This window comes from Pseudoalteromonas sp. APC 3250 (assembly GCF_030407915.1).
Lineage (GTDB): Bacteria > Pseudomonadota > Gammaproteobacteria > Enterobacterales > Alteromonadaceae > Pseudoalteromonas > Pseudoalteromonas tetraodonis.
The window spans coordinates 41,964-60,727 of record NZ_JASDCM010000017.1 but is presented as its reverse complement, the minus strand read 5'-3'; the positions used below and the strand labels follow the sequence as shown (position 1 = coordinate 60,727).

Annotated in this window: 23 protein-coding genes; 11 read left to right on the top strand and 12 right to left on the bottom strand. The window is 41.9% G+C overall.

Annotated features, from left to right (window positions below; genetic code table 11):
* Window position 1: 1 nt before the first annotated feature.
* The 6 genes from QL986_RS15550 to cyaY all read right to left on the bottom strand — a co-directional run bounded on the left by QL986_RS15550 (window position 2) and on the right by cyaY (window position 5,864).
* The gene (locus tag QL986_RS15550; RefSeq protein ID WP_024601986.1) at window positions 2-1,111 is read right to left on the bottom strand and encodes a heme biosynthesis HemY N-terminal domain-containing protein; all 1,110 of its coding nucleotides are present in this window, start codon (window positions 1,109-1,111) and stop codon (window positions 2-4) included.
* Window positions 1,108-2,949, bottom strand: coding sequence for a uroporphyrinogen-III synthase (locus tag QL986_RS15545; RefSeq protein WP_024601985.1), 1,842 nt, complete (start codon window positions 2,947-2,949; stop codon window positions 1,108-1,110). Before QL986_RS15545 ends, QL986_RS15550 begins: the two co-directional genes overlap by 4 nt.
* Complete coding sequence (gene hemC, locus QL986_RS15540; RefSeq protein WP_024601984.1) at window positions 2,949-3,887, bottom strand: hydroxymethylbilane synthase; 939 nt, start codon at window positions 3,885-3,887, stop codon at window positions 2,949-2,951. Before hemC ends, QL986_RS15545 begins: the two co-directional genes overlap by 1 nt.
* 71 nt (window positions 3,888-3,958) lie before the next feature.
* Window positions 3,959-4,864, bottom strand: a complete 906-nt coding sequence (locus QL986_RS15535) for a DUF2914 domain-containing protein (protein WP_138686363.1) — start codon at window positions 4,862-4,864, stop codon at window positions 3,959-3,961.
* 23 nt (window positions 4,865-4,887) lie between these two features.
* On the bottom strand, window positions 4,888-5,544 hold the full coding sequence (locus QL986_RS15530) for an alpha/beta fold hydrolase (RefSeq protein WP_036980847.1): 657 nt from the start codon (window positions 5,542-5,544) through the stop codon (window positions 4,888-4,890).
* Window positions 5,541-5,864, bottom strand: coding sequence for an iron donor protein CyaY (gene cyaY / locus QL986_RS15525; RefSeq protein ID WP_013463729.1), 324 nt, complete (start codon window positions 5,862-5,864; stop codon window positions 5,541-5,543). Before cyaY ends, QL986_RS15530 begins: the two co-directional genes overlap by 4 nt.
* A gap of 148 nt (window positions 5,865-6,012) precedes the next feature.
* On the opposite strand from cyaY, the gene QL986_RS15520 reads away from it, so the two are divergent.
* From QL986_RS15520 to QL986_RS15490, 7 genes are all read left to right on the top strand, one after another.
* Window positions 6,013-6,192: a lipoprotein gene (locus tag QL986_RS15520; protein ID WP_013463728.1), complete on the top strand. Its 180-nt coding sequence runs from the start codon at window positions 6,013-6,015 to the stop codon at window positions 6,190-6,192.
* Complete coding sequence (gene lysA / locus QL986_RS15515; protein ID WP_024601982.1) at window positions 6,193-7,446, top strand: diaminopimelate decarboxylase; 1,254 nt, start codon at window positions 6,193-6,195, stop codon at window positions 7,444-7,446. It begins immediately after the preceding gene.
* A 64-nt stretch (window positions 7,447-7,510) separates the two neighbouring features.
* Window positions 7,511-8,341, top strand: coding sequence for a diaminopimelate epimerase (dapF, locus tag QL986_RS15510; RefSeq protein WP_013463726.1), 831 nt, complete (start codon window positions 7,511-7,513; stop codon window positions 8,339-8,341).
* Window positions 8,338-8,949: a DUF484 family protein gene (locus tag QL986_RS15505; protein WP_024601981.1), complete on the top strand. Its 612-nt coding sequence runs from the start codon at window positions 8,338-8,340 to the stop codon at window positions 8,947-8,949. The genes dapF and QL986_RS15505 overlap by 4 nt, the downstream gene beginning before the upstream one ends.
* On the top strand, window positions 8,946-9,890 hold the full coding sequence (locus tag QL986_RS15500; protein ID WP_013463724.1) for a tyrosine recombinase XerC: 945 nt from the start codon (window positions 8,946-8,948) through the stop codon (window positions 9,888-9,890). The genes QL986_RS15505 and QL986_RS15500 overlap by 4 nt, the downstream gene beginning before the upstream one ends.
* A 10-nt stretch (window positions 9,891-9,900) precedes the next feature.
* Window positions 9,901-10,611 carry an HAD-IA family hydrolase gene (locus tag QL986_RS15495; protein WP_013463723.1) on the top strand — a complete coding sequence of 237 codons (711 nt, stop codon included), beginning with the start codon at window positions 9,901-9,903 and terminating at the stop codon, window positions 10,609-10,611.
* Between the two features lie 97 nt (window positions 10,612-10,708).
* Entirely contained in the window at window positions 10,709-11,068 is a 360-nt protein-coding gene (locus QL986_RS15490) for a HopJ type III effector protein (RefSeq protein WP_024601980.1), read from the top strand.
* A 14-nt stretch (window positions 11,069-11,082) separates the two neighbouring features.
* Here QL986_RS15490 and QL986_RS15485 read toward each other — a convergent pair whose 3' ends face one another.
* Window positions 11,083-11,502 carry a GNAT family N-acetyltransferase gene (locus QL986_RS15485; protein WP_024601979.1) on the bottom strand — a complete coding sequence of 140 codons (420 nt, stop codon included), beginning with the start codon at window positions 11,500-11,502 and terminating at the stop codon, window positions 11,083-11,085.
* Between the two features lie 41 nt (window positions 11,503-11,543).
* Window positions 11,544-11,849, bottom strand: a complete 306-nt coding sequence (locus tag QL986_RS15480; protein ID WP_013463720.1) for a DUF6482 family protein — start codon at window positions 11,847-11,849, stop codon at window positions 11,544-11,546.
* A 91-nt stretch (window positions 11,850-11,940) separates the two neighbouring features.
* On the opposite strand from QL986_RS15480, the gene QL986_RS15475 reads away from it, so the two are divergent.
* From QL986_RS15475 to QL986_RS15465, 3 genes are all read left to right on the top strand, one after another.
* Window positions 11,941-12,633, top strand: a complete 693-nt coding sequence (locus QL986_RS15475) for a pseudouridine synthase (protein WP_013463719.1) — start codon at window positions 11,941-11,943, stop codon at window positions 12,631-12,633.
* 109 nt (window positions 12,634-12,742) lie between these two features.
* A complete protein-coding gene (locus QL986_RS15470; RefSeq protein WP_013463718.1) occupies window positions 12,743-13,117 on the top strand; it encodes a BlaI/MecI/CopY family transcriptional regulator in 375 nt (124 codons plus the stop codon).
* 9 nt (window positions 13,118-13,126) lie between these two features.
* A complete protein-coding gene (locus tag QL986_RS15465) occupies window positions 13,127-14,335 on the top strand; it encodes a M56 family metallopeptidase (protein WP_028834871.1) in 1,209 nt (402 codons plus the stop codon).
* A gap of 74 nt (window positions 14,336-14,409) precedes the next feature.
* Here the strand turns inward: QL986_RS15465 and QL986_RS15460 are convergent, their stop codons facing one another.
* The gene (locus QL986_RS15460; protein WP_013463715.1) at window positions 14,410-14,793 is read right to left on the bottom strand and encodes an MAPEG family protein; all 384 of its coding nucleotides are present in this window, start codon (window positions 14,791-14,793) and stop codon (window positions 14,410-14,412) included.
* A gap of 243 nt (window positions 14,794-15,036) precedes the next feature.
* Between QL986_RS15460 and QL986_RS15455 the strand changes: the two genes are divergently transcribed.
* The gene (locus QL986_RS15455; RefSeq protein WP_013463714.1) at window positions 15,037-15,918 is read left to right on the top strand and encodes a DMT family transporter; all 882 of its coding nucleotides are present in this window, start codon (window positions 15,037-15,039) and stop codon (window positions 15,916-15,918) included.
* Between the two features lie 44 nt (window positions 15,919-15,962).
* On the opposite strand, the gene QL986_RS15450 is transcribed toward QL986_RS15455, so the two are convergent.
* The 3 genes from QL986_RS15450 to QL986_RS15440 form a co-directional block, all read right to left on the bottom strand.
* Window positions 15,963-16,280 carry a multidrug efflux SMR transporter gene (locus QL986_RS15450; protein WP_016900225.1) on the bottom strand — a complete coding sequence of 106 codons (318 nt, stop codon included), beginning with the start codon at window positions 16,278-16,280 and terminating at the stop codon, window positions 15,963-15,965.
* Window positions 16,280-17,812: a bifunctional GNAT family N-acetyltransferase/carbon-nitrogen hydrolase family protein gene (locus tag QL986_RS15445; protein WP_016900226.1), complete on the bottom strand. Its 1,533-nt coding sequence runs from the start codon at window positions 17,810-17,812 to the stop codon at window positions 16,280-16,282. The genes QL986_RS15450 and QL986_RS15445 overlap by 1 nt, the downstream gene beginning before the upstream one ends.
* An 88-nt stretch (window positions 17,813-17,900) precedes the next feature.
* A complete protein-coding gene (locus QL986_RS15440) occupies window positions 17,901-18,749 on the bottom strand; it encodes an MBL fold metallo-hydrolase (protein WP_033103662.1) in 849 nt (282 codons plus the stop codon).
* Window positions 18,750-18,764: the final 15 nt, after the last annotated feature.

The following is an 18,764-nucleotide window of genomic DNA, read 5'->3' as shown; positions in this document are numbered from 1 at the left end:
ATTATTGATAGAGCACAAGCGCCTTATCTAATTGTGCGCTGTGTTTATAGCTTAGTATAGCTTGTTGTCGATACTGTGATTTGTTATCGCTATTAAGCGCTTTGTCGAATACTCGTGCAGCTAAATCATAATCACCTTGGGCATTCGCTAAACACGCCAGCGCTAATAATAACGCGTTATTGTGCTCGTCTTTTTTCAACCGCTCTTGAATGCTTGATTGCAGCTTGTAAGCATTACTTGGCGCAGCTTCACGTAAAATGTCGGCAAGTTCAGAGTGGTGCTTAGCGTGTTTGAGCATTTTAATTAACTCGTTTTCAATACTCGCCAACTGCCCTGTTTTTGCCATTTGAGTTAAGTACGCAGTGTGCGCATGTGCTTGCAATTTCTTACCTAATTGCTGGTACTTACTGGTTAGCTCATCACTCGCTTGAGCAGCAAAATAAGCTAAAAACACCTGCTGCCACTGCTTATCGCTCAATGCATCTTTACGTAATAAGCGCGGTAAAAAGTCTTCTAATATTTTAAAGTGCTGCTGTTGCACCAACACTTCAGTGTACAGTTTAAGCTCAAGTACCGTGGCTTTTTTAGATTCAGCCGCCATCCGTATTTGCGGTTCAATAACACTGCTGTCGCCACTGGCTAACCATAGTTTAGCCACTTTTAGTTGCTGCTCAGGGCTTATTTCAAACAAGTATTCCAGCGCTTTATCGGGTTGATTATTTGCCAGTGCAGCTTTTGCTAGTAACGCCAAACGTATGTCTAAAAATTTAGCTGGCACACTGTTACTTGATAACGCGCTTTCCACTTGCGCGTAATCGTCATTAATCAAGCTCCACAGTGCTTGCTCTATAGCTGCATGCTTGCGCTCTTGGCTGCGAGCAAAAAATCCATGTTTGGTATTTCTGTAAATAGATAAACAGTAGCGTACGAGTTTGTAAGTTAAATACAAAGCCGCTGCGCTCAGTGCCGCCATAATACAAAACGAAACAATCGTACCTTCTATGGTGGTGTTATTAAATGAAATCAGCACATAGCCTTTTTCATCTAACACGAAAGGAGTGATCGCTAATACCAATACAATAGCGACAATAAAAATGATCAACCCTATCATTGTGCCCACTCCTTAACTTGCTCAGTACTTTGCAATGTCACCTCAGGGTTAAAGTTAAGCGGCTCTTTTTCAAGGTTTACTAAAGTTTGTAGTACCACTTTTGTGGCATTATCATCTTGCTTAAAGTATTCATTAACCAAACGTTTTGTGTCGTTTAAGGCGCTAAAATAGATGCTGGCTTGCTTGCTCATTAGTGCATCTTGCGCCTGAGTAATATTGAGCTTTATGCGCTGATTAATCAGGTGGCGCGCTCTATCAGTTAATAGCGGCTCTATTAATACCCCTTCGTGATGGCGAATTGTAATAAAGCTATCAACTATTTTATTCCAGCTATTTCGGATGTTTTGTTGCCAATCACTCATATTTTCAGAGAGCGCGTTTTCATCAGTTACTGACGCTTCTTCTGGCAAATTAACCGCATTAAATACCAAGTTATCGATACGATCTTTTACACTATTTAACTGTAAGTAAATCGCCTCTGTTGCAACGGGTTTAATGCTATCGAGCGTTTGTATGTCTTGTATAATTGCTTGGCGTAACTCAAGCGTGCCTGGGTGATCGCTTAAAAGTGAATCTAAACGTTTAAGCACTGCACTTGTGCCTTGGTAATCTTGTTCAGCCCACAATTTAAATTCAGCCATGCGTTGTAAGCTAGTCACTTCTTGTGGGTTTAATGTGTTACCACTTTGCTGCACTTTTTGCAGTGCTGCTTTTAATGCTTGCTGATTTTTTACAGAGTTTTCATTAAGCGCCATAGCAGTTTGCTCTTCGCTCTTTTGTAACGCTTGCTGTAGACTGAGCTGCTCAGACTTAAGCGCTTGCAGCTCTTGCTGCAATATCTTATTTTGCTCTGTTAATGCATTAACCGCTAAATTTTGCACTTTACCGGCATTGAGCTTTTGATAAAACTCATAACCCACGCCACTGGCAACAAGTAACGAAATCACCAACGCTAAACTCCCCACCTTACTCACTTTATGGGTATTATTTTGCGTTTGATTATTGGCTTTTGCAGTGTCATTTTTAGCGGTGTTAGACGTGTTATTGGCTATTGGCTGCGCTGCTGCTTTTTCTACTTTTGACGTCGCTGACTGTTCACTCATTTTGCTACCTTGCTGATTAATGCAGGCAAACATAGCGTGGTCGCTAGCTCCTGCCGCAGTATGTATATGTGTCGAATTTATTTTTTGCTGTTGTAAATAATCGCCAATACGCTCACTGGCAACATAAAATTCGCACTGTTGTAACCATGTTAGTTGCGCCGCGGTAAGGGTATTAAAAATGGCATCAACGGCGGCATTACTAGTAATGACTATACCGTGTACATTCTGGCTTTGCCAGTGGTCTATCCAGTCAGCGGATTGTTGCGCTACCGGCTCGCGCTGATACACCACACAATTATTTAAAAAAGCACCGCGTTGTTTTAAGGTTTTTGCTATCTCAGGTCGCCCACCAATGCCTTTAACCAACACGATATTACTGCCATCAACCTCAGCCAATGACTTAAGCGCCAGCAACCCCTCAGAGTCATGTTGTTTTGGCAAAGCAGCACGTACACCAAATACTTCATAAATGGTGTCGGCTGTTTGTTGGCCAACACCATAAAACTGCGCTTTGGTGTTAATTACAGGCTTAAGGGCACTCAGTGCATGTACTGCATCTTGCGAAACAAAAATAATTTTGTCGGCATTAACCAACGGGCTTAGCTCAACGCTGGTTGGGGTTAAATACGTTATTTTTAGAACAGGACATAAAGACGCTTGATAACCCGCTTGCTCAAGTTGCTGTGCAAGGGCTGCGCCTTTTCCTTCGGGCCGAGTTATCAAGATGTGTTTCATTATGCGTCTCGATATACGTCAGCAAGGATTTTATCTGCGCCTTGTGCTAAGAGTTTTTTAGCCAGCTCAACTCCTAATTTTTCCGCATCATCAACATGCCCACAAATTTCATCGCGTAAAATTTCGCTGCCATCAATCGCCCCAACTAAACCACGTAAATGCACTTGCTCACCATCAACCAATGCATAAGCACCAATCGGAACTTGGCAGCCCCCTTCTAAGTGGCGGTTCATTGCGCGCTCGGCATTAACACGAATACGAGTTTCACTGTGCTCCAGCGGAGCTAATAAGGCTTTAGTAACTTCATCATTTATACGGCATTCAATACCGACAGCACCTTGACCATTAGCAGGTAACGACACTTCTGGCTCAATAAAGTCACGAATACGTTCACCCATTTCTAAACGAATTAGCCCAGCCGCTGCGAGTATAATCGCATCGTATTGACCACTATCAAGCTTTGCTAAACGTGTATTTACATTGCCACGTAAGTCACGAATTTCTAAATCTGGACGCAACGCTCTAATTTGGCATTGGCGACGTAAACTTGAGGTGCCAACAATGGCGCCTTGCGGTAACGCATCAATATTGGCAAAATTATTTGATACAAACGCGTCACGCGGGTCTTCACGCTCACAAATAACATGTAACTCTAAATCATCTGGAAATTCGACTGGCACGTCTTTCATTGAATGCACTGCAATGTCTGCTCGCCCATCAAGCATGGCTTGTTCTAGTTCTTTTACAAATAAGCCTTTACCACCAATTTTAGCCAGTGGTGTATCTAAAATAATGTCACCTTGAGTCGACATAGGCACCAGCTCTACACGCACGTCATCGTGAAAATGCTCTAGCTGCGCTTTTACAAATTCAGCCTGCCACAGTGCCAATGCACTTTTACGAGTAGCAATGCGAACTAACTTTGTTTTTTCAGTCATAAAATATCCATTAATAATTACTGGGGTCTGTTGACCTTCCAGGATTAAAACCTGTTCTATCTGAGGGCGATTTAATCAGCTAAAATTCTAAATTCTTTTTGCGCAATGAGTAAGCCTCGCTCATCAACCACATCAACGCGCCAATTCCCTAGCTGGGAATCCATAATATTTTTAGTTGAGTAAGTTCGGTAGCGCGGAGAAGTAACTTTGAGCGACACTTCCGCCATCACTTCCCCTTCAAATAACCAAATGTGCTTTACCTGCTGACCTTGTAAGTTTTTAAGCTCACTAAAAAATGACAATGATTCTTCAAATTGGCTTAAACGCACATCGGCGGCAAATACATTGGTTGGTTCACGATTACTCACACTGCGCGTCAATACGGCGCGGCTAATAGTAGCTGTATCTATTTTGGCACCAATGGCCACACTCGCAACTTGTGCTGATTCAGCAAATACTTTTTGCTCAGCCGGTTTTTCACTGGCCGTTTCGGTTTCAGGCGTTTGGTTATCTGTTGCAGCCATGGCTGCTTCTTCAGGCTCAGCAGTGATCGTTGGCTCTACTTCTTGCTCAATAATACTTTGTTGAACTTCAGGCTCTGATGTTACTTGTTCGGTAATAGGAGCTGGTTTTTGCTCATCTGGGGAAAGGATTTTAGGTGCTGCAATTGCGACACTGCTCAGCAGCTCCTCATCAGCATCTGTTGCGTTTTCACTCTCTGCTGATGCTGCAGTATCATCGCTTAACGACACAATTGCTGTTTGTTGCTCAGTAAAATCTAGCTGCTCATTAGGATGCGGCGCCCCTTGATCAGCATTCACAGCGCTAGACAGGCCGTAAATAACCGCTGCAGAGGTCATAATCACCAACATAGAAATACTCACAATCCGACGCCAATGCCACTCATAGCTCACGCTGGGTTCGCTAACCTGTGGTTCACGTTTTACATTTGCTGTTATTACTATTTTTTGACTCATTTTGACCCTCAGCGGCTCCTAAACTAACTTAAGCGAGAAATTAACCATTGGCGCACAGCTTGTAACTCTTGTGTACAAACCTGATGCCCCATAGGGTATTCTTGCCAACTCACATCCATGTTATGCGTTGATAATACTTCAAACGCACTTCTACCCGCGCTATGCGGTACAACGTCATCTTGGCTCCCATGAGCCATAAATATATTTAGCTGTGTTTGCTTTGCTTCATCAGCCAATTTATGTGGCACACACATATAGGTTGATAGTGCCATAACGCCAGCAAGCTTTTGCTCTAAACGCGGGGCTAAATGTAGCGATATGACGCCACCTTGTGAAAATCCCGCTAAAATAATTTTGTTCGCCGGTATGCCGTTAGCAATTTCTTGCGTTATTAATTGCTCAACTTTTGCTGCAGACTCCCTAACCCCTTGCTCATCTGCACGTTTGTCTAAATCCATCGATTTAATGTCATACCATGAGCGCATCTGCATACCGCCGTTAATAGTAACAGCCTGCATAGGCGCATGCGGAAAGATAAAACGCACACCTAGTTCACTGGGTAAATCGAGCTGTGGCGCTACTGGGGCAAAACCGTCACCAGAATCACCCAAACCATGTAGCCAAATAACCGTGGCTTTATGCGTTCCCTGAGCTGGGTATTGAACAAACTCTAAACTCATAGCGATGATTGCCACTTAATTTCTTGACCCGCTTGACGTGTTGACGCTTCATTGATGAAACTCCAAAACTCTGCACCTGAGCGGTTATCAATCCATTGACCATCACGCATTTCAAAATGGTGACCATTAAATTTTGTTGCCACCCACACTTGATGCAACGGTGCTTGCTTATTAATCACAATTTTACTGCGATCTGGAAAAATAATTTCTAAAATACCTTGAGCCGATTCATAATCTAAATCTGCTTCACAATCATCAACTTGTTCTTCAATTGTGAACATAAGAGCTTCTGCTAACTGGTGATATTCGTGATCAGTCATCGTTAATTTCCTTTGCAGGCAAGACGCCTAAATAATGGGTGCATGTTTGTACAGCTAGTGTAACAGGAATAAAATCATCCGCGAATAGCTGCATTTTTTAGATATTCTGTTACTCTGCGATTATAAAGCCAGCAACCGTATTAATCTAATGAAAGCGACATATACCTTACAATTAAAACAACTATTAATCAGCACCGTTTTGTTGTGTGCGTTAGCTGGCTGTGGTCAAAGCGGCCCGCTGTACTTACCAGAGCAGCCTACTGAACAAAATCAGCCAACAGACACCCCCAACAAGCAAACACCTATTGAGCAAAAACAGGAGCAGTAAATGGATTTTTTTAATTATAAAAACAATCAACTATTTGCTGAAGATGTCAGCGTAGCAACGATTGCACAGCACTATGGTACACCGTGTTATGTGTATTCAAGAGCGACGTTTGAACGCCATTATTTAGCGTTTGCCAATGCAGCTCAAGATCATAAAAGCCTAGTGTGCTACGCCGTTAAAGCAAATTCAAATATTGCAGTATTAAATATACTGGCGCGACTTGGTGCGGGTTTTGACATTGTTTCAAAAGGCGAGCTCGCGCGGGTCATCAAAGCGGGAGGCGCAGCCAATAAAGTGGTGTTTTCTGGGGTTGCTAAAACCGCTGACGAAATTGCTTATGCGTTAGAATTAGGTATTAAATGTTTTAACGTTGAATCAATCTCAGAGCTTGAGCGCATTTCAGAAGTAGCGTGTGAGCTTAATCTAGACGCGCCAATTTCTATTCGTGTTAATCCTGATATTGATGCTAAAACACACCCGTATATTTCTACTGGCCTAAAAGAAAACAAATTTGGCATTGGTATCGAAACCGCGTTAAGTGTGTACCAACATGCTGCGTCGTTACCTGGCTTAAATATAGTTGGGGTTGATTGTCACATTGGCTCACAGCTGACACAAACCAAACCGTTTTTAGAGGCGCTTGATAAACTACTGGCATTAATTGATGAGTTAAAAAATGCAGGTATTGAGTTAAGCCATTTAGATATTGGTGGAGGCCTTGGCGTAACCTACGACGACGAACAGCCTCCCCACCCGAGTGAGTATGCAGCACAAGTAACACAGCGCCTTACTAATTATCGCCACCTTGAACTGATTTTTGAACCAGGGCGAGCTATTGCCGCCAACGCTGGGATTTTAGTGACTCAGGTTGAGTTTATTAAGCAAAATCAAGACAAGTACTTTGCGATTGTTGATGCGGGTATGAACGACATGTTGCGCCCATCACTTTATCAAGCGTGGCAAAAAATTATTCCTGTCTCGGTGCGTGATGACGAAACACCTACCCACAACTATGATGTGGTTGGGCCGGTGTGTGAAACCGGTGACTTTTTAGGTAAAGACCGCCCTCTAGCACTCAAACAAGGTGACTTATTAGTGCAGCGAAGCGCTGGAGCATACGGCTTTACAATGAGTTCAAATTATAACTCACGCCCACGGGTTGCCGAAATAATGGTAGATGGTGAGCAACATCATCTTATTCGCGAACGCGAAACCATCGAGAGCCTGTACCAAGGTGAGAAAATTTTACCATAAACGTTTTTGTTACCTAGCTGCTCTGTGGCATGATTAGCGCAGAGCAAAACCGAATTAGAGCGCTATGTTAGTTAATTTTTCCAAAATGCACGGCTTAGGTAACGACTTTGTTGTGATTGATAATATTACACAAAACGTTTTTTTATCCCGTGATCAAATCAAAAAGCTGGCCGATCGCCATTTCGGCATTGGGTTTGACCAATTACTGATGGTTGAAGCCCCTTACTCACCCGATCTCGATTTTCACTATCGGATTTTTAATGCCGACGGCCACGAAGTAGAACAATGTGGTAACGGCGCCCGTTGCTTTGCCCGCTTTGTGCGCATGAAAGGCTTAACCAATAAACATAAAATTAGCGTTTCAACTAAATCTGGTAACCTCACCCTGTATATTGAAAAAGACGGCCAAGTAACGGTTAACATGGGACACCCTAATTTTGAGCCGAGTAAAATCCCGCTTAAAGCAACCAAACGTGAGCTGACTTATATTATTCGTGCAGAAGAACATACCGTTTTTAGCGGTGCTGTTTCTATGGGTAACCCGCATTGCGTCATGGAAGTAGACGACATTGAAACGGCACAAGTGAGTACCCTTGGCCCGTTGCTTGAAAATCATGAACGTTTTCCACAGCGCGCAAATATTGGCTTTATGCAGGTTATTTCTCAAGAACACATTAAACTCAGAGTGTGGGAACGTGGTGTAAGCGAAACACTTGCTTGTGGTACCGGTGCGTGTGCCGCTATGGTGATTGGCTTTATTCAAAACAAGCTCACCAGCACAGTGCAAGTTGATTTACCAGGCGGTAGCTTACAAGTTCGCTGGAGTGGCGAAGGCCACCCTGTGCGTATGACAGGCCCCGCTGAACATGTATTTGATGGGCAAGTTGCACTATGAGTGAATTAACTAAACAGCAAGTAATAGATTACTTACAACAGCACCCTGATTTTTTAATAAATCAACCTGCGCTATTAGCGCAACTTGAGTTACAACAGCAAGTTCAGGGTGCGACTTCGTTAGTACATATTCAGCAACGTCAACTACGTGAACATAATACTCAGTTAAAACATCAAATCGAGACGATGACCAAGCATGCCACGCAAAATGAACTCGTGTACCGCTTGTTCAGTCAATGCCATCGTCAGCTTTGGAGCAATTACGACTTTAATACTTTGGCAAGTAACTTACGCAACATTATTTGCATGAGCCCGACTATTAATGAGTGCAAACTCGTAAGATACGACAGCGCGTTTGAGGGCTTAGTAAAGCATAGATTGTCAGATAGTAATCATTATTTAGGGCGGGTAAATCAGCAAGAGCGCGACTTACTCTTTAACGATGATACCCAATCGACCGCCCTGTATTTAATTGGCGAACCCACTAACCCCTACGCAATTTTGGCTTTTGGCAGCCACGATGAGAACCACTTTGAGCCCTCACAAGATAACTTATTTGTGTTAGATTTTGTACGCTCATTACAAATACGGTTACTGGAACTGGCATGAGCGACGACACGCCAAATATTAGCGACTTAAGCGATAGCTGGCGTACACCCATTACATTATTTAGTGATTACTTAAAATTTGAACGCCAGTATTCAGCGCACACCGTCAATCAATATGTTAGCCAATTAGGTTTTGCCGCCTTGTATTTTAATAAGCTATGCGACAATTGGTTTGCCGTACAAAGTGAGCACATTCGCCGTTACAGCATGGCGCTGCGCGCTAAGCAACTGAGCGGCAGAACAATCAGCTTAAAGCTAAGCTGCATTCGAAGTTTATATAAGTTTTTAAAAGCAAAAAATATTACTGAGCAACCGCATTACCATAACCCCGCGCAAGGGATAAAAGGCCCTAAATTTGCCAAGCCTTTACCTAAAAATCTTGATGTTGACCAAATGGCACGTTTACTCGAAATCCCCGATGACGATCCACTTGCCATTCGAGATAAAGCCATGATGGAACTCATGTATTCATCAGGTCTGCGCATTAGCGAGTTAGTTGGTGCTAACATGCAGGATATAAACGCCCGTAATGGTGAAATACTGGTACGTGGTAAAGGTGCAAAAGAACGGCTAATACCGGTTGGCTCTAAGGCCCTTGAGGCATTAAAGAAATGGCTCGCGGTTCGGCCGCTATTTATGGGCGCAGACGAACACGCGGTATTTTTAAGTAGTAAAAAAAACCGTATCTCTGTGCGCCAAGTCCGTTTGCGAATGCAAGAATGGGGCATTAAACAAGGTATAAGCTCACAAGTGCATCCGCATAAATTACGCCACTCATTTGCGTCGCATATTTTAGAATCGTCTGGCGATTTACGAGCAGTACAGGAGCTATTAGGCCACAGTAGTTTATCTGCAACCCAAGTTTATACTCATTTAGATTTTCAGCACTTGGCTAAGGTGTACGACAACACCCATCCACGAGCTAAAAAACGAACCGATTAGGGTAATAACCATGATCCGATTTAATCGCGCAATTTCTCCTTTTTCTGTACTAAGCTTTGACTTAGACGACACCTTATACGACAACCGCCCAATCATAACCGCAGCCGTTCAGGCGCAAATTGATTATTTAAATGCGCTGCCAGGCTATAAAAAACAGGGGCCACAGTTTTGGCAACAATGCCGTGAGCGAGTTGTTCAACACCAACCTGAACTCATTGATAACGTCACTCAGTGGCGTAAACATACCCTACGCTTAGTTTTGTCTGAGCTTGGTTTTAAAGACGATGAAGTAGAGCATCATGCACACAGTGCTTATCAAGCATTTGCTGATGCGCGCAGTAATATTGAAGTGAGCGAAGACGTACTAACATTGCTTGATAAACTAAGCCAGCACTACAAATTAATTGCCATTACTAACGGTAATGTAGAGGTTGAGCGTTTTAATTTAAAAGATAAGTTTGAACTGGTGCTGCAAGCTGGCCTGCACGGTAAAGCTAAACCACATACGACCTTATTTGATCAAGCTGCAACACATTTGCGTATTAACAACAGTGAAATTTTACACATAGGTGACAGCCTTGATAGCGATGTGCAAGGTGCTAATAACGCTGGCTGCCAGTCTGTGTGGTTAAATAATCAAGCACAAGCCTATGCCTACAAAGGACTTGCTGATATTGAAATAACCAACATTCATGCGTTAACCCACTTAATTGGTAAATAAACTATGCTTGTTTTATTGGCTCAATTGAATATAAATCAATCATAAGATAGGTTAGGGGTAATTACTTAACAATATCTTATAATAACAAGGACAGCGTATGACGCTTACAAACTACTTAACAACGCTCGCGAATGAGCCTAAAAGCATTGCTTTTGCTGATACTATGGCCGTTATTGATGAGCATTATACTTTTACTGCATGCAGCTTTAGTAACCATGGGTTGTTGAGCTCTGCGAGTGAGAATAACGGTTCATGCAAGATTTTTGCATTTGCAAAGCTCAATGGTCTTAGTAAGCAAAATACATTAGATTGTTTTGGGGCATTTTATCGCGAAGATGTGCTAAACAACCCAGATGCAGACGATCACATGAATATTCGCACCTTTATGTTAGCGCCTGAAGCTACCCCATTTTTAGGTGTTACCTTTGATGGTACGCCATTAACAGCAAAAAAATAACGCTCCAATCAGCGTTATTCAGCCACTATTAGCGGTTTTTCCATAAAGTAACGAGTGCCATTAAGTGGGTAATAATCAAGTTGATATTTAACTTGGTAACCCCGTTTTTCATAAAAAGGTTTGGCTTGAAAGTCTAAGGTGTCAAGCTGAGCCTGAACGGCACCCATTTCAATTGCTGCATTTTCAAGTGATGTTAATAACGAATCAGCCAAGCCATTGCCTCGTACCGATTCATCGCACCATAACCAGCTTATTAGCAACCAGTTACCAAACACATGACCGCTTATGCCTGCAACTAACTCACCTTGTTTATCGAGATATTTAAAGCCAAGAGGTTGACGCTGTGCGTCGAAGTGCTGAGCATTAAACTCAAGCATGTGCGCGCGCAGTGCTTGATTTAATTGCTCAGAATTATCGGGATGTAATAGGTACATTGGATGATTCCAAATAAACCTATATTAGCAAATACCTGATATTAAAACAGGTTGTTTTGCCCAAAGGGCACTTCGAGCATATTACTGGAAATTTTTTCCGGTTGACCACACATTTCATCATAAGCACTGGTGTGCCTTAGCATCATTTGTGCATAGGCGATATCTTCAAAGCGTTTTTGAATATGTAATGGGCTTAGTGCCTTCACAAATTCACCATTACTTTCTTGTACATAGTATTCAACATTATTAATGACAACAGACACTTGGTACAAGGCCATTTCCAGTGAATGAACAACCACTTTTTGTAATGGCTGATGCTTTTTTAGTTCTGAAAATTGAATACCCATAGTAACCTACCTACTGTTAAATTAACTGTCCAAGTAATCAATACGCAGCTTTGCTATAATCGCGATCAATATTTTTTAATTACACGGCATTATGGATACAAAAATTCGACTCGCTAAATACATTGCTCATGCCGGTATTTGCTCACGAAAACAAGCGTCGCGCTTGATTGATGAAGGCGTTGTCATCGTTAATAATCGCCCCGCTAATCATATTGATCATGTGGACGAAAACGACCGTGTTATCGTTAATGGTCACGCCATTAAAGGCCCAGCCGATTTAGTGTACTTTGCCTATCACAAACCGGTAGGGATTGACTGTAAACTCAATCATCACGACCCCAGCAGCCTTATTCATCACCTGCCTCAACTTACCCGTGTTTACCCTATTGGCCGCCTTGATAAAGATTCTCGTGGTTTAATTATCTTGACCAACGACGGAGACTTTTGTAATCAACTGATTCATCCAGACTTTCATCAACCTAAACGCTACTTAGTCACTGTGAATAAACCATTAGACGCGCATTTTTGTGAAAAAATGGCGGCAGGCGTCCCCGTTGATAAGCAAATAACACGACCTTGTGAAGTAGTTAAAATAGCGAGTAATCAATTTAGTATTGTTTTAAAACAAGGGCTCAACAGGCAAATACGTAAAATGGCGCATTACTGTGGCTACACAGTCATTGATTTATACCGCGTACAGATCAGTGAATTACTATTAGATAATTTAAACCTCCCAGAAAACCACTTTATAAAAATTAACAAAAACGATATTTTAAGCCAATAAGCTCACACTAATTCCCTCCCTTTAGCGTGATTAAAAAACAAAAAATAAACTTGCAAAAATAGATTACAGGTGTAGTCTTAAATAAAAGATTACACTTGTAGGCAATAAAATGATCGAATTATCAAAAGCAGAATTTGAAGTGCTGGATGCACTCTGGATTAACTACCCCGCCACAGCCAGCCAAATTATTGAGCGTTTAAGTGACGATAAACAATGGCACGAAAAAACCATTAAAACCTTATTGGGTCGTTTAGTAAAAAAAGGCGCGCTTAGCTTCGAAAAAGACGGCCGCCAATATATTTACACCCCCTGTATAAAGCGTGCTGATTACACTTTAAAAGAGAGTAAGAACTTCATAGAGCGCTTTTTTAGTGGTCGTATTGCCCCTTTGGTAAGTGGCTTCGCTAAATCGGAGCAACTCTCTCAGCAAGATATAAACGAGCTTAAAAAAGTCATTGATGACTGGGAAAAGAATCAAAAGTAAGGAGTTAGCATGGCGATTCAAATAGGATTTAATTGGCTCATTGAGCAGCAGCTATTATTAAGTCTGTTGTTTGCAGGGTTTGTTTTACTGGAGCGCTTTGGCTTAAAAACCCTTGGTTCACGCTTTGTGTATAAATTAGCTTGGTTAATACCTGTATCAGTTCTGTTGGCTAATTTACCTAGTGCAATTAAGCCACTGCAAAATAGCGGCATTAGTTACCATTTAATCACACCTAATCAGGTACTTACAAACAGCTTGAGTGTTAGTTTGGCGCTACTGTATGTCATTATTACCACGGTCCTATTAATTGCCGCTGTTGTTACCCATACCCGATTTGTCAAAGGCCTACAGCTCACTGAATTAGCGAACTTTAAGCAGGTAATAACCGGAGTAAAAACTTATACCAGTGCTCAGGTGGCTACGCCCATGGTCATTGGTGTTTTTAATAGCAAACTGGTATTGCCGCACAATTATAATACTCAGTTTGATAATACTACTCTGGCGCTTATTCTAGAGCACGAAAACGTGCATATAAAGCGCAAAGACAACCTTATAAATGTGCTGCTATTACTGGCTACAATTTTATTGTGGTTTAACCCTCTGGCTTGGATGGCTTATGCAAGCTGTAGACGTTTGCAGGAGCTAACTTGTGATGAACGGGTACTAAGCAATAAAACCACACAGCAACAAATTTTATACAGCAAAGCCTTAATAAACTGCGCTGCCAATGCGCCAGCGGGTCTGATGGCTTATTCACACTACGGAGATAAAAAAACCATGTTACAACGACTTACTAATATCAAACATAACGGCGCACATTCGCGCCTAGCAAAAGGAAGCGTGTTACTTATCGCTGCGAGCTTACTCAGTGGCTTAGCAGTAGCAAAGCAACCTGAAGCATCAGCTAAAAAAGAAACATCTATTGCTCCCGTAATGCGAATCGAACCGCTTTACCCAAAACAAGCGGCGGAACAAGGCATTAGCGGTTCAGTGGTATTAAAATACGACATAACCCCAGCAGGTAAAACAGCTAACATTACTGTTGTAAAAGCTGAACCAGAAGCAGTCTTTAACAAAGAAGCAAAAAGAGCACTGATGCAATGGCAATATACGCCTTCATCAATGGGACAACAGAACGTACTAATACAACTTGATTTTGCACTCAACAGTACAGTTACAAAAAGTGATTTAATAGAGCGAGTTAACATATCGCATTAATGGGAATAAGTGTTTAAGACTATAAAGCAAGCACCCTTGTAGGCTGCTTGCTTTGTGGTTTTTGCTTATTCTCGTTATAAACTGACGGCGATCATGCCAATAGCGGTGCCTATTCCCACCAGCCAAGTGATCGAGCGAATAATATCGAGGTTTAAATAATAAAAAGTACAAAATAAAATACGCGCTACAATATGCGTCATCGCTAAAGTTTCGGTTACGGCATTAACATTGTTTGTGCCTAATACAGCAGCCAAAGCAACGGCAAAAACCGCTAACGATTCAAAACAGTTTTGATGAGCAGCCAGCGCCCGTGCTCCGAGTCCTGTAAGTTGTGTTTGTTGTTGCCGCGGATGTTTATTATCGTAACCACCGAGCTTATTCATTTCTATAATAGCTGGGATTCTCGCAACATAAGGCATGATCACTGCAATTAAGGCGCAAACCAATAAAATCGTCATTATAATTCTCGAGTTATTATTTATGACCCAAAATAACACAGCAAATAGAAAAAAGCCGCCAAATATAAATAACCTGAGCTCTGGCGGCTAACAGTAACATCCCTCACACTATAGCCGATTTAAGCAGTGCGTCACTGTGGCAAATTGTCGCAGGTGATGAATATTCATTATGCCTTTTTGATGGTCGCTTTAATGCCAGAGTACTGCTAAATTAGCTCTCCACTTTTTTGTATGTTGTTTAAGATGATTTGGATTTTACTCACTATTTTTGCCGCATTTATGCAGTCATGGCGTAATGCGCTGCAAAGCAAATTAAGCGCTCATGTCAGCGTTGCTGGCGTTACTCTAGCCCGCTTTATTGTCGCAAGCCCTATTGCAGGGCTGTATTTATATGCGCTTTATTATTACCAAGATGCGCCTCTCCCTTCATTTAATCCTTTATTTATTAGCTATATTATTGGAGCCAGCATAGTGCAAATTATTGCCACAGGGCTCATGGTGAAGTTGTTTAAAATGAACAATTTTGCAGTAGGCGCCGGCCTTGCTAAAAGCGAAGCGCTAATGGCGGCGATATTAGGGTTACTATTTTTTGGTTCGGCGCTTTCATTTTTAGGTTGGATTGGTGTATTTATTGGCGCACTTGCTGTATTGCTATTAAGCGGCATTGCAAATGTGAAACATTTTAGCTTAAAAACCGCCTTAACAGGGCTTGCTTGCGGTACTTCGTTTGCGTTGTCATCGTCATGGATCCGCGAAGCAAGTTTAAGCTCGGGTATAGCTTTTCCTTATGCACCCGCGTGGGTTTTGTTACTGATTATTAGCTTGCAAACACTGATGTTATGTATATACATTGCTTTAAAAGAGCGCCATACCTTTAAAATGATGTATCAATATAAGAAAATGACAAGTGCAGTGAGTGTATTTAGCTGCTTAGGTTCCGTCGGCTGGTTTAGTGCCATGAGCTTACAGCATGTCGCCTATGTAAAAACGCTCGGTCAAATAGAAGTGTTTTTTACCATGTTAATCTCGATTTTATGGCTAAAGCAGCCGCTAAAGCGCCAAGATAGTGCGGGGCTAGTGCTGATTGCAGTGGCTGCCATATTGGTTATGCTGCCAAGTAGTTAAAAAAAGCGCAGGTATAAACCTGCGCTTGTTTTTTAATCTAACAATTAATGACTAATTTTTAAGGTGATGACACCACAAATAATCATTAATACACCAGCAATACGGCCAAAAGTGGCTGCATCACCATAAAATAATATACCAACTAAAAACGTACCTGCTGCGCCAATCCCCGTCCATACCGCATAAGAAGTCCCCATAGAGATTTGCTTTTGCGCTAACCAAAGCATAAAGCCACTTGCGACCATAAACGCGATTGCAATTGCAATGCCTTGCCAACGGGTATCTGGGTTTTGTGAAATTTTTAGGCCTATTGGCCAACCAATTTCAAGTAACCCTGCAATTATTAAGTACATCCACGCCATTAAACATCTCTCTTTTTCAATATCACTTCATATAAATCACTGCGGCGGTCTTTTAAGTTACGCACGGTACCTTCACTGTGAAGTATTTTTAACTTGTCCATATCTAAGTCGCTAAATAATAGCATTTCGGTATTGGTGGTGGCCTCATTTAGTGTGGCATCGTGTGGAAATGAAAAGTCAGACGGTGTAAGAACAGCAGATTGCGAATACTGCACATCTAAACTTTCTACTTCGGGTAAATTACCCACCGAACCTGCGATAACCACATAACATTCGTTTTCAATAGCGCGCGCTTGTGCACAGTGGCGAACACGTAAATAACTATTTTTGGTGTCGGTCCAAAATGGCACAAATAAAATATCAAGCCCTTGGGTTGCTAAAATACGCGACAACTCTGGAAACTCAACATCGTAACAAATTTGAATCCCTACGCGACCGGCATCGGTTTCAAATACCGCTATTTTATCACCGCCTTGAATCACCCAATCATTATGTTCATGCGGGGTGATATGAATTTTACGTTGCTCATCTATTTTGCCACTGCGGTGGCACAGGTAACTTACGTTATAAATTTTATCACCCTCGGCAAGCGGCATAGAGCCGGTGATAATATTCGCGTTGTACTCAATTGCCATCCGCGACATCGCGTTTTTAAAAGTCTCAGTGTATTCAGCTAAATAACGAATGGCTTCGGTTTGATTACTTTGCTCAGTTAACCCCATCAGTGGCGCGTTAAAGAACTCCGGAAATAAAATAAAGTCGCTTTTATAATCAGACACCGTATCAACAAAATATTCAACTTGCTTAAGCATTTCTTCAACCGACTCAACACAGCGCATTTGCCACTGCACAGCCCCTACACGTACAATTGATTTAGTCGACTCAATAACGGTATCGGTTGGCTCAAACATAATGTTATTCCACTCAAGTAACGTGGCATAACCTACTGATTCTTGATCCTCTGGAAGGTACTTTTTAAGTAAACGCTTTACCTGAAAATCGTTAGCTAATTGAAAGCTCAATATTGGATCGTATATCTCTTTTTGATCCACCTTGGCAATGTATTCCATTGGCGTCATATCGTCGCTGTGATTGTAATAACGCGGAATGCGGCCACCCGCTAAAATAGCGCGTAAGTTATATTGGCGACATAATTCTTTACGGGCATCATAAAGACGACGCCCTAATCGCATGCCTCGGTACTGCTCACTAATAGCAACATCTAAACCATATAGCGCGTCACCTGTGGTATCACTAAATACACGATCATGGCCATCAGCAATATCTTCATAGGTGTGCGGGTTCGAAAAACGTGCATAATCTACTTGGACACTCAGCGCTAAACCCACCAGCACGCCATCATCAACAATACCAATTTGCCCTTCAGGGAACTGATCTATAAGTCTAAAAATTGTATGGCTTGGCCATGCGCCGCCTAAATCAGGGTACGCTTCGTCCATCAAGGTTTTAATTTGTGGGTATTGTTCTCTGCTTAAGTTACAAATTTCAAGATGGGTTTTTTCTGCCGACATATACAACTCCTTTAGGCACGTAAAAATCAAAAAAGCTGAACAAATGCTCAGCTTAATTAGGTTTATGCGTTATGGTTCGCGCTAGGCGCTACTTTAAACTGCGATAAAAAAGGGTGGTTACACGCTCTTTTGGTAACCAGTTTGCATATTCAAGGCCAAGTTCTGATAATGGATCGGCTTTGAGGACTTGCTCTAAACTGGCATCGTTTTGCATAGCATTAAGCATAACATCTTTCGCTTTTTGTACCAGCTTACGATACGTCATTAGCCCTGAACGGTCGCTTATCGGGCCATGCCCTGGAATAACGGTTGTTTTTTCATCAATTTGTTTGATCACATCATCAACCGCCGCTAAAACACCATCAACACTACCGCCACTATCTACATCAACAAAAGGTAAGCTTCCAAAGTTAAAATATATATCGCCCATGTGCACTATGTTGTCGTTACTAAAAAAGATAACCGAGTCGCCATCTGTGTGTGCATTTGAGTAGTGCACAACATGCGCATGCTCATTGTTAAAGTGCAGTTTTAAATCATGGCCAAAACTAATACGCGGTAAGTAATCAGAACCCTCACCATGTTTTTCTTTTAAGCGTTTGTGTACATTGTCGTGAGCAATCACATGTGCGCCCGCTTTGGCAAAGTTCTCGTTACCCCCAGTATGGTCGCCATGATGATGGGTATTAATTACAAACTCGGCACTGCCTGGCTTTAAGTCGCTAATGGTTTTTTTTATATCGTCGGAAAGCTTGGCAAACTGATCGTCAATAATATAAATGCCATCATCCCCCACGCTTGCGGCAATGTTACCGCCTTGACCAAATAACACGTAAACATGTTCACTTAATTGTGTAGCCGTAACAGGGTTTTCATCCGCAAATGCATGATTGCTTAACAGTAAACTGGTGATTAATGCCGGTAGTAATTTTTTCATTTTTGTTTTCCTATA